We start from the raw sequence: 10,045 nt of genomic DNA on the forward strand, positions 1-10,045 counted from the left end.
TGCTGCCCGGAAAAGCCCTGGTCAGAATGGATCAAAACCCCGTCACTTCAGTGATTGGGTTGCTTAGTTCGAGCTCGATGATCGCGTTGCGCATCGACTGGAAATGCTTGAGGAAAAGCTCCATGAGGGCGCGTCGTTCCTCCAGAGGCGTCCTCTTCCACGCAGGAAGCGCCCGGCGGGCGGCCTCGACCGCGCGGTCCACGTCCTCGACCGTACCGTCCGGGATGCGCGCGAAGTGCTCGAAGGTCGCGGGATTCTCGACGTCGATGAAGTCGGCGCTCGACGACGGCACCCATTCGCCGTCGATGAACTGGCGCTCGAAGAGCGCGGTGTATTCGGTTTCTGCACCCATGATCCGGATCTCTCCACTCTGTTCGTCGGGCGGCGTCCGCCCGGGAGTTGCTGCTCCGAGCATAGCGCCCGGGGACTGAGGGGCCCCATCGGTCGAAAGTAGAAGCCGGGGAGGGAGATTGCCCGCCGTCAAGCGCCCGGAGTGGTTTCGGGCATGCCGGGCGGCGCCGCTCGGCAAAGAAAAGCCCGCCGAAGCCGAAGCTTCGACGGGCCTTCAGGCGGGGCAAGCGGGCGCTCTCTGGGGAGAGGCCCGCTGTGTGCCAGATTAGAAGCGGTACTGCGCCTGGACGCCGACGAGATAGGCGTCGAGGTGGCGGTAGCGGCCGATTTCGTTGCCCTGGCCCGGATTGTGGTCGTAGAGCGAGCGCTCATGCACGCCGTGCAGGTGCGCGAAGGCGACGTCCGTCTGGAAGTTCTTCGACCAGTGGAAGGACGAGCCGATCGCGAACCACCAGCGGTCCGCATCCGGAATGATCGCGGTGCGCTTCTTCGGATCGCCGATGGCGGACGTTTCGTAGGCGACGCCGCCGCGGAGCGTCCAGAAGTCGTTCACGCGCAGGTCGTAGCCGACGGAGTAGAGGTAGGTGTCGACCCAGTTGTTCTGGATGTTGGTGAGGCTGTTGAGGAGATAGGCCTGCGTATTGAGAGAGGCGTTGAAAGGATCATTCTCCAAAGCCGCATTGAGCTGGCCCTTCACGGTATTCAGGTAGTCGCTGTCCGTCTTGAGGCTCTTGAAGCTCGACCAGTCGGCCCAACGGAAGGTGGCGTAGAGGCTCAGATAGTCGTTGACGTCCCAGGCGGCGTTGAACATTGCCCAGGCCGGGCCCGAGACGGTGACGGAGGCGTCGTAGGTGCCGCTGGTCAAACCAACAGACTCCCCGCCGGAAATCGTCAGGTCGCCGTCCGTGGCGTGCTTGGTCTCGGAGCGGTAGGAGACGCCGAAGCGAACGTTCTCAACGGGCGACCACATCAGGCCGACGTTGAAGCCCCAGGTGAAGTCGTCGGCCTTGTACTCGTTGTGCATCGTGCCGACGCCGACGCCGAACTTGGCGTCGACGTACTGCAGCGCCAGACCCGCACCGAAGGAGAACTTGTCGTTGAGCTTCCAGGCAACGTTCGGGTTGAAGTTGATGACGGTGATCTTGGCGTCGGTGCCGAGCTCCTTGTGCTGGAAGTCGTCGCCGTAGTTGGTCGAGAGGCCGAACGGAACCGTGACGGCAAGCCCGATCCAGGTCGAATCGTTGATCTGGTGCGAAGCGAAGAGGTGCGGGAGGACTTCTTCGCTGGCGCGGCCGTTGTTCTTGTAGGTCTGGCCGTTATCGTGCGAGACGTACTCAAGGTTGAGGCCCACGCCCACGAGACCCATCTGAACGTTCGTGCCCGGATGCAGCGTCATCGTGGCCGGGTTGTAGTAGACGCCCGAGATGTCGGTGCCGTCGACGCCGACGCCGGCGTAGGCGCGGCCGAGGGCGAGTGCGGACTGTTCGGTGAGCTGGAAGCCCGCGGCATGGGCCGTCGAGGCGAAGGCGGAGGCGACGGCAAGGGCCGCCGCGGCAATCTTGAGGTTGGTGCGGATCACGAAAGGTCTCCGGAACGCTTTTCTAATGTTTGAGAAAAAACAGGGCGGGTACGTACCCCGCGCAACAAGTGGAAACGCATTCTGCGCGAGCGAAGAGGCCGCTAGAACTCCCAAAATTAAGGGATAACCCTAGGATTTGCTGCCGTTCATTCTAACGGATGATGAGGGGGAGCGGGAGGCGGATGACGCTCAGCGCATTGATCTTTATGGAAAGTTAATGGAAAATCATCGGATGGGGCGCAAGGCGGACGATCACTCCCGCCAAAAGAGGCTAATCCGAAAAATTTCGTGAACGCCGTGTCCGGATGCAACAAGCGCCCGCTCCTGGAATGGGGAGACGGGCGCCTGCGGCAACCGGCCTGCGGTCAATGGCGGGAGAACCGGTCGATGAAGGCCATGACGAGCGCGGAGAGGACGAACGTGAGGTGGATCACGACGTACCAGAGGAGCTTGTCGTTGGGAATGTCTTGGATGCCCATGAAGACCCGCAGGAGGTGGATCGACGAGATCGCGACGATCGCCGCCGCGACCTTGTTCTTGAGCGACCCCGTGTCGAGCTTTCCGAGCCAGCTGAGCTTTTCGGTGTCGTCCTTGATGTTGATCGACGAGACGTAGTTCTCGTAGCCCGGGGTCAATGCACCCTGATTTATATGTAATTTATAAGAGTACATCGCAAAAATGTACCTACCAATGTACTAAAAACAAGAGGTCTAGGGCGGCTGTGTATGGACGATCTGCATCAAGCACGCCTGGAGCACCGCGTCGGGGCCCCGCATGCAACTTCCTCGGCGTTCGCTCGGCGTTCAACCCACCCGGGACGCGCCCCAGGGCCTCCAGGAGCGCATCAGCTCCACTCCCTTCACCCGAGCACGACGCGCACAACGTCGGCCGTGTAGGCGCGTTGGAGGGGCGCCGGAGGGCGCGCGCCGCATCAGCATCCGCACGACAAAAAGCCCGCCGAGGATTCAACTCCCCGACGGGCTCATTCACCTGGAGGTCTAGAGGCCGCTCCAGCCGGTCAGCACGTGAGCTAGCCTCTCGGCGTCCTCACGATTCATCCCGGCGTCGTACTCCAGAATCGCGGCGCGCTCCTCGAACTCCTCTCGGCGTCCCTCAGCGTCCGATGCGTTACCGACAGTGCTTGCACCCCCACCCCCTCTAGAGTCGGTTACACCGGTTACGCAGTTACAGCCTAGAGCCGCAGGCGTTTCGGGACAGCCAATGAAGTTACGTAACTTGACGCATCGGTTACGCGGCTCCGGTTTCATCGTCTTCGTCATCCACTTCGAGCGGCGGGAGGTAGGTTGCGAACGCGCGACGGAACGATTCGAGCGGGTAGAACTTCATCACCGTTTTGCCCGCCAGGTCCGGCATGGAACGCTCCTCCACCGTGAGCCGCACGCTCACCGACTTCACGCGATAGGGCTGGAGCGCCCGCCCAAGGGCCGTAGGCGTCAGCGAACTTGTACCGTGCGGCGACCAATCCTTTTCCTTGTCGGCCATGAGCACTTGACACAGCCGGAGCACCATCACGGCGTCCCCGTGTTTCGTCTCCCGGACATTGAACCTCAGCCCGGTTCCATCAAGAGCGACAAAATCGAACCCGGTCCCCGTATCAGACTTTTCTGCCCTTTGGATGATTTCGCGAATGTCGCACAACAACGTGTATCCACGGTCTTCAGTCTCAGGAGCGTCGTTCTTCAGCTCCACGGCCGCCGCCGTGAGCGCCTGGAGGTCTGCTTCCCCCGCGAACTGCGCTAGCGTGAAGAGCGGTTCCCACTTGTCGCACTCCCGACTATTGAAGGATTCGGGGTAGCGGGGGCGTTCATGCGGCCTGAGGCCCTTCATCTTTGGCCCCCACTCGACGGCGAGGCGCGCCATTTTGCGGCGCAATACCTCCAGGTCCTTTTGCGGAACGTCCCTCAGCTTCGTCAACTTCCGCCCCTTCGGCGCGGGTTCCAGTTTCACGATGATTGCTCGGTCCATCAGGGCGGCCCCAGCTCCGTCTGCACGAATGCCGGAGAAAACCTTCATCCCGAAACACTTGAACGTTTTCGGCTTCAGGCTAGCGGAGTCCTTTCCGACGGTGCGCCCCACGAACGCGCTGTTCCGCGTGATCCCGCTGTTCAAAATGCCCTGCAACTCATCGTGGCGGGCGAGATAGGTATCCACCTCGTCGAAGAACGCCGTGGGCTCATACTCTTCGAGACTACGGAAGACGAAAGGAGCGGAGGGCGCCGCCCCGACAGGGAGCGGGCGGCGGCACAGCCCTTGCATCAAGTCCATCAACGTGGATTTCCCACACCGCTTTTGGGCCGCCGTAATCGTGAGGTACGGCGCGTATTCGGAGTACTCCAGGAACCAAGTGGCGAGGCAGAAATAGGCGACCGTCCGCGCCGCCGCATCCGAGCAATGAACGACGCGAAGGACCAGCGCGATCAGTTCCTCGACAACTGCCCGGATCGAAGGAACCTCCGGCCAGGGCTCCGGGTCAATCTGCCAGGGCATGAGTTGCGAGCCGTCCAACATAGCCGCGCGGAGCGCGCGCAACCCCTCTTTCCACTTATTTTGATCGAACTTCCCGAGCGCCTCGGGCAAAAACTTGGCGGCGTCATTAATGGTGTTCTGAAAGTCCTTCAGGAAGAGCGAGGCCATGAAGTCTATGGCTTTCGTGTGTTCGTCAACGGAGGATTCCTTCGTCTTCTCCTTGGCGCCGCTCCCGCGCTTTTGGGGCGTCCTTTTCTTGCGGCCGGTGCTGGAGGTGTGATCGGACTGATCGGGCTCGACCTCGGGCGCCTTGACGTCGTTCGCGGCGACGGCGCCCAACGGCACGTCCGCTAAAATCTCAATCACAGCATTTTCTTCAATAGCTCCGGTAGCGTTCACCGCCGGGGCTTTTTCTTTGACGTTGGTTGCGTCGGGGGTCATAGGTCCTCCGTAGCAATGAAGTAATCGTTCCAGTCCGTCGGCTTCTCACCGCCGGTCCGGGCCTTGAACCTCTCCTGGAGATTCACGTCGAACGAAGGAAAGTGCAGGGAGCCGCCCACGGCGACGGCGGCCCGGCGCCCCTCACGGCGCCCGGCTTCATCGTCATCGCCATAGACGGCGATCTCTGACTCGGGGAAACTCTTCTTCAGGCCGAGAGCGGTTGCGCGAAGGTTCCCGCAGGAGCGGGCCGCCGCACACGGAACGCCGAGCACCTGAGATACGCTCAGCGCGGTTGCGAGCCCTTCGGCGACGCCGATAACGGCGGGAGCTTCATCGGCTAGCGCAACTTCATCAGGCACCCAAAACGCGCCCGAGGCGCGCGCGCCAGCGAGTGCCGGTTTGCCGCCCGCCTCCGAGATCAACTCGACCGAACTGAGGCGCGTGCGGTGCGCATCCAGATAGAGCGGGACCACCAGCACGCGGCCGTTCATCGTCTTCTGAGTCTTCGGGTCATAGGGCCGGCGTCGTTCCCCGAGCACGCGATAGAACGCATCAGAGATCGAACACGCGTCAAGAACACCCAGCCCCGGGACGGGCCGGACGTGCTTGCGCGTCAGATAGGGATGCTCGACGCCCACGGCGGGCCGTACCGTCCGCATCAGCTCGGCGGCGACGGCGGCTCCCTTGGCGTACTCGGCCTCAGTTTCCTCTGCCCATCGACGTTGCTCCACAGCAGAGCGTTCCAGTCGAACGAGAACGTCGGAGGGCGTGAGCTTTCCGTCGGCATCGTCGAACCACAGGGAGCGCATGTCTTGAATCCAGTTCCAGGCGACGCCGCCCCGGCCGTCGGCGAACATGCGCACGCGGCCCGCGCCCTGCTTCCAGGTCTTCCCGTTGAATGCGGCCGTGACGTTCCAGGGGCCCGGAACAAGCCCTCGACGCGGGAACTCCACGCCGGCGGCGGTGCAGGCATCCTGCGGCGTCGAATAGATTCTCTCAGTCATCGCTTAGCCCTCCAGTCTTCAGGACCACATGGGCGACGGCATGCGCCGAGTGCAGGGCGTTTTCGATTTCGGTCAGGTCCAGCCACAGCCGATAAACCCTCATTTCGTCGTGAGAAATGCGCATAGCCTGTTCATCGCCCGCGTCGAACTTCTCCCGCTTGAACGCATTGAGCTGTTTGAGCACCAACCCCAGGGCGTTAGCTTGTTCCTCGACCTCTTTGAGCTCCCGCGTCATGCCGGCGATTACCTGGAGGTCCCCGGTACCGCAGGCCCGGAAGCAATCCGCGAGCGGAATGCCCCGGAGTTTTTTGAGTTCAAACACGCGAGCGCACTTGTCTTTCAGGGCGACTTCATCCACGCCCGCGTGCGGCGCACCGCACGGGCGTTCATTCATGTTCGTCATGATCCTCACCTCCTCAGGCGATATTCGGCATTCGCCCGGTGGATGTCCGCCGCGCTCACCACCTGGAGCACGTCGGCGAGAAGCCCGACGATCGAACCGAGTCCCCGGCATTCCTCAGCCGTGGGCGGATCAGTCTTCTGAGAAGCGTCAGCCGGCCGAGCGAGTGTGACGGCAACGAACTTCAGCCCGTCGGCAACGTCATCAACCAGTCCTTGAAGGTCCGGACTCAGCGCGGCGACGGCCGCGGGGTCATTCGACGCGAGCACATTGAGCACGAACCCGAGCCGGCGTTCCTCGGCGAACGAAGAGCCCTGGAGGAAGTGCGCAGAATCGAAGGGAGGGAGGGCGTCGGTCTTGACGCCGGAGTGAGTAGCGCGGTCAGCGCGCTGGAGGGAATCGGCCATAGTGCGGCCTCCTGTTGCATCGAATTGCAGAGAGTCGTTCTCCCCTGCGATGGGAGGGCGACGCCGTGCGGATTCGCAGTACCGCGCAACAGGGAGCGGCGAGTCCGAAGACTCTCCGCACGGCGTCAACCCGCAAACCTGTAGATACACTGCGGGCGCAATTCGGCCATACCGGACGCCGCCAAAAGAAAACGCCGTGGGCGCGAAAGCGCGCGGCGCGGCGGTCATCCGCCTGTTGCACTGAAGTGGACTGCGACCTCCACACCCCGCCGGAACGCGGCGGAGCGTGTTCATCTTAGCCCGGCGCACGGACGCCGCGCAAGGACGAATCCCTCCACAACGGCGACCGAGCGCGGCATCCTCGGCGGCGAGGCCGGTTCCACGAAGCGCGTTGTTCTCGGACTTAGCAGGAACTCGAACGACGTTCTTCTCGACGGCCTCATTCTTTTCGGGGCTAGACATAGGCCCTCCCCTCGAACAGCGCCCACGGGAGCCGGCCGTTGTTCTCACGCCAGTACAGCCAGGCGAGCACGCCCACGGCGTCCAGGCGGTAATCCACGAACGTAGGGCCGCCGTAGACGTTGGCGCGGCGCACGGCCTCCACGTGGTCCCCGAGGCCCGGGACGCGCTTTAGCAAGCGCCGGAACGAGAACGCGGCGGCGGACTGCTTGACGCCGTTCGCGCCCGCCCAATCGAAGAGGGAGAAGCGGCAAACACCATCATCCACCTGCACCGAGCGGAGCACCGCGTCGGCGGCGCAAGGAACTTCAGCGGCCTGAGGGGCGCCAACGCGGGATGCATCCTTGATGTCGGTATTCGTGCGGTAGAGATTGAGCGCCGCATTCAGCGCCTGGAGCGTGTTGCTCTTGCGTGCGTTCTTGCTCATTACGCAACCTCCTCGGCGTCGTTCGTCTCGGCCATCCGCGCCTGCATCCAGGCGATCAGGTCCGCGACGGGATAGCGGACGGAAGCTCCGATGCGGAACGGCTTAGGGAACGTCGGATCAGTCTTCCGCAGTTCGAACCACGTGGATTTACCGATACCGAGCGCACGGCAACCATCGCGAGCATCAACCGCGAGGCGGCCCGAGAACGTCTGAACAATGGCCTCAATCTGCTTTTCAGCAACCGCGCCGGGCGTCACTTCCGAGGCGGGAATTTTTGAGTTGCGAGTCATGAAAAATTCTCCTCATGAACCGGAGTCCACTAGCCGGACTCCTTAGCGGGCCGCATGAATGCTTGCGGCCTGAGGTGAATTCTTCACGAACCACCCTCAGCGGGGAGGGCGGAAATTAAAAGGTGACTGTCGAAAACTAAAAGTGACTGTCGAAAATGCTGAAGCGAAAAAACGACCGTCGGAAAATAAAAACGACCAACTAGGGGGCCACAGAAGCCGTTTGTGAGGGAGATAGGCGGCTAAGGTTACGGAGGTTGCGCTTAGCTCGTTCTAGCGAGATTTTGCGGCCAGTGTGCTGTTGGAATAGTTCCTGGAATTTGAATCCCTTTTGATCGCTTGTAAGTTTAAAGTCGTCATTTACACGTTTCGCAATCTCTATCAATACGGGATCGCTTGCGAGGGGCTTTCTTCCTCTCTTTTTGGGCTCGACCGGATTTGCCTCTAAGTCTTCTGAATTCGATCTCCTCTCTAAATAGTCTATATAAATATCGTCAACGAATTGAAACATTGTTGCCAAATTGGACGTAATATCGTTAACCTTTTCTTTAATTTCGGCAACTTCAATATCTGTAAGATCTTTTAGTGACTTTAAGTATGTGAATCTAGAGAAAAAATCTATAAGCCGTCCAATTAAGAAGCGCAATCTATTTTCTAGTTTACAGCTAATTGCGAAACTAGAAAAGCAACCACTCTCTATAATGTTCCGAACACATGCATCAATGCGGTCGAAATGATCGGATAGGCAGGTAAGTCTTAGTCGACTGCCAAACAATAGAACGGATCTTCCGTGATACGGCTTTTTTTTGTGGGTTATTTTTTGCGTTGGCGAAAAGGCTAGCAAGTTCATCCATCTTTGCTAGAGCGTCGTTTTTTTTGATTGTTGCACCAAGTTGTGATGTTATGTCTGCAATTGTATGTTTTAATTCGCTTATAATGTCGTAACCATCATCAAAGCGAATCCAGGTACCTATCCTTATCGCAGTTTGGTTAAAAAAATCATTTAGATGATATTCAAAGAGGGCGAATTGATTAGTCATTGCCGCATCCCTCCATCCCGCACGACGCATTGAAGAATGAGGCGAGGCGCGCCCTCAGCCTGCGGGATGTCTCTCAGCCGAGCACCAGGGGTAGCTACTCCCCCGGCGTGCGCACCTCATTCGTGAATCATACCGGCCCGGCCCGACGGGCCTCACGTGCGCGTCGGTCAAGCATTCCGGCCGCGGCGTGCGCGACGGTAGGGCGCCTCCGGCCGGGCCGCAGGGGGCATGAGGCCGGCGCCTGGAGTGCGCCTGCTTCACAGCGAAGGGAATGGGCGCCAGGGCCCTCAGAGAGGCCGGGGAACGGCCGCAGGCGCGCGGCTACAGTCCACCGGAGCGGCGCCGCGTCGGCCGCGTCGTGCGCGTCCTTCGGTCAGTTAGAGAACAATCCCGAGAGAGTCATTCAATCGGCGGGAGTTCTGATTGTTTTCGTCGTCGCTAGGTTCAACGCGCTTGCGGTCACCGTAGCGATAGGCGTTCCGCAGGGCCGCCGAGCGCGCATCCTCTTGTATCGCGATTTTCATCGCCTCAATGTAGCCTCGGGGAATCTCGACCTCACCCGCCAGGGCCCGCCGTGCGGTCTCATACAGTTCATCCGCTCGGGCCCGGCGCCTATCGTCATAGAAGTCTGCGGACGCCTCACGGGCGCGAATCGCGTCCCTCTGAAATTCCGAATATTCGTTTTTCCACCGACTCAGCGTAGACGCGCTCGGCATTCCCTCCATCGCGGCTATCTGTCTCTCTGAGTTCCCCTCCCGGAGTAAGGTGCAGATTGTCTCCGCCAGCGCGGCCGAATATTTCGACGGTCTCCCTACCTTGGGCGTCATGTTCCCCTCCCTCGTTGCTTGAATGCCTTTTCCACGCGCCCACGGGCCCACTAGGCGCGTTCTAGAGCCCTCTGAATAGGGAGGTGCTAGAGCGGCCGCAGTGCGCTTCTATGAAGATTCTAGATGGGTTTATCGCCCGATGAAGATTGAGAGGTTTTCGCTATTCAGGGATTCGACCTGAACGCGGGGTGCTTTTCCCTCGGGCGCCCGGTCCCTCGCGCGCGCGCGCGGATTGAGCGGAAAATTCGGCCAGGGCGGCGCCGCGTCGGCGGCGTCGTGCGCGTCCATCCGTGAGGCGCTCGGCCGCCGTCCTTCGGCCTGAAGCCGGCCTGCACC

Annotated in this window: 11 protein-coding genes; all 11 read right to left on the reverse strand. The window is 60.8% G+C overall.

The window, feature by feature from the left end:
- Positions 1 to 31 precede the first annotated feature (31 nt).
- The 11 genes from ACT6Y9_RS05280 to ACT6Y9_RS05330 all read right to left on the reverse strand — a co-directional run bounded on the left by ACT6Y9_RS05280 (position 32) and on the right by ACT6Y9_RS05330 (position 9,709).
- A complete protein-coding gene (locus tag ACT6Y9_RS05280; protein ID WP_443743757.1) occupies positions 32 to 352 on the reverse strand; it encodes an aldehyde dehydrogenase family protein in 321 nt (106 codons plus the stop codon).
- Between the two features lie 264 nt (positions 353 to 616).
- Entirely contained in the window at positions 617 to 1,930 is a 1,314-nt protein-coding gene (locus ACT6Y9_RS05285; protein ID WP_443743758.1) for an OmpP1/FadL family transporter, read from the reverse strand.
- A 365-nt stretch (positions 1,931 to 2,295) separates the two neighbouring features.
- Entirely contained in the window at positions 2,296 to 2,565 is a 270-nt protein-coding gene (locus ACT6Y9_RS05290; RefSeq protein ID WP_443743759.1) for a YqhA family protein, read from the reverse strand.
- Positions 2,566 to 3,178: 613 nt separating this feature from the next.
- Positions 3,179 to 4,858 carry a DUF3631 domain-containing protein gene (locus tag ACT6Y9_RS05295; protein WP_443743760.1) on the reverse strand — a complete coding sequence of 560 codons (1,680 nt, stop codon included), beginning with the start codon at positions 4,856 to 4,858 and terminating at the stop codon, positions 3,179 to 3,181.
- The gene (locus ACT6Y9_RS05300; protein ID WP_443743761.1) at positions 4,855 to 5,862 is read right to left on the reverse strand and encodes a toprim domain-containing protein; all 1,008 of its coding nucleotides are present in this window, start codon (positions 5,860 to 5,862) and stop codon (positions 4,855 to 4,857) included. Before ACT6Y9_RS05300 ends, ACT6Y9_RS05295 begins: the two co-directional genes overlap by 4 nt.
- Positions 5,855 to 6,265, reverse strand: coding sequence for a hypothetical protein (locus tag ACT6Y9_RS05305; RefSeq protein WP_443743762.1), 411 nt, complete (start codon positions 6,263 to 6,265; stop codon positions 5,855 to 5,857). Before ACT6Y9_RS05305 ends, ACT6Y9_RS05300 begins: the two co-directional genes overlap by 8 nt.
- A gap of 5 nt (positions 6,266 to 6,270) precedes the next feature.
- Positions 6,271 to 6,669, reverse strand: a complete 399-nt coding sequence (locus tag ACT6Y9_RS05310) for a hypothetical protein (protein ID WP_443743763.1) — start codon at positions 6,667 to 6,669, stop codon at positions 6,271 to 6,273.
- A gap of 454 nt (positions 6,670 to 7,123) precedes the next feature.
- Positions 7,124 to 7,555, reverse strand: coding sequence for a hypothetical protein (locus tag ACT6Y9_RS05315; RefSeq protein WP_443743764.1), 432 nt, complete (start codon positions 7,553 to 7,555; stop codon positions 7,124 to 7,126).
- Positions 7,555 to 7,845, reverse strand: coding sequence for a helix-turn-helix transcriptional regulator (locus ACT6Y9_RS05320; RefSeq protein WP_443743765.1), 291 nt, complete (start codon positions 7,843 to 7,845; stop codon positions 7,555 to 7,557). The genes ACT6Y9_RS05315 and ACT6Y9_RS05320 overlap by 1 nt, the downstream gene beginning before the upstream one ends.
- 716 nt (positions 7,846 to 8,561) lie before the next feature.
- Entirely contained in the window at positions 8,562 to 8,882 is a 321-nt protein-coding gene (locus ACT6Y9_RS05325; RefSeq protein WP_443743766.1) for a hypothetical protein, read from the reverse strand.
- Between the two features lie 377 nt (positions 8,883 to 9,259).
- Positions 9,260 to 9,709 (reverse strand): terminase small subunit-like protein, encoded by a 450-nt coding sequence (locus ACT6Y9_RS05330; RefSeq protein ID WP_443743767.1) that lies wholly within the window; start codon positions 9,707 to 9,709, stop codon positions 9,260 to 9,262.
- Positions 9,710 to 10,045: the final 336 nt, after the last annotated feature.

The sequence above is a fragment of the Sutterella sp. genome (assembly GCF_052272535.1).
Lineage (GTDB): Bacteria > Pseudomonadota > Gammaproteobacteria > Burkholderiales > Burkholderiaceae_F > Sutterella.

Excerpts from the sequence above, each read along its gene's own strand:
- ACT6Y9_RS05295 (WP_443743760.1), bottom strand. The coding sequence starts at position 4,858 with ATGACCCCCGACGCAACCAACGTCAAAGAAAAAGCCCCGGCGGTGAAC.
- ACT6Y9_RS05315 (WP_443743764.1), bottom strand. The coding sequence starts at position 7,555 with ATGAGCAAGAACGCACGCAAGAGCAACACGCTCCAGGCGCTGAATGCG.
- ACT6Y9_RS05325 (WP_443743766.1), bottom strand. The coding sequence starts at position 8,882 with ATGACTAATCAATTCGCCCTCTTTGAATATCATCTAAATGATTTTTTT.
- ACT6Y9_RS05320 (WP_443743765.1), bottom strand. The coding sequence starts at position 7,845 with ATGACTCGCAACTCAAAAATTCCCGCCTCGGAAGTGACGCCCGGCGCG.
- ACT6Y9_RS05305 (WP_443743762.1), bottom strand. The coding sequence starts at position 6,265 with ATGACGAACATGAATGAACGCCCGTGCGGTGCGCCGCACGCGGGCGTG.
- ACT6Y9_RS05280 (WP_443743757.1), bottom strand. The coding sequence starts at position 352 with ATGGGTGCAGAAACCGAATACACCGCGCTCTTCGAGCGCCAGTTCATC.
- ACT6Y9_RS05300 (WP_443743761.1), bottom strand. The coding sequence starts at position 5,862 with ATGACTGAGAGAATCTATTCGACGCCGCAGGATGCCTGCACCGCCGCC.
- ACT6Y9_RS05310 (WP_443743763.1), bottom strand. The coding sequence starts at position 6,669 with ATGGCCGATTCCCTCCAGCGCGCTGACCGCGCTACTCACTCCGGCGTC.
- ACT6Y9_RS05330 (WP_443743767.1), bottom strand. The coding sequence starts at position 9,709 with ATGACGCCCAAGGTAGGGAGACCGTCGAAATATTCGGCCGCGCTGGCG.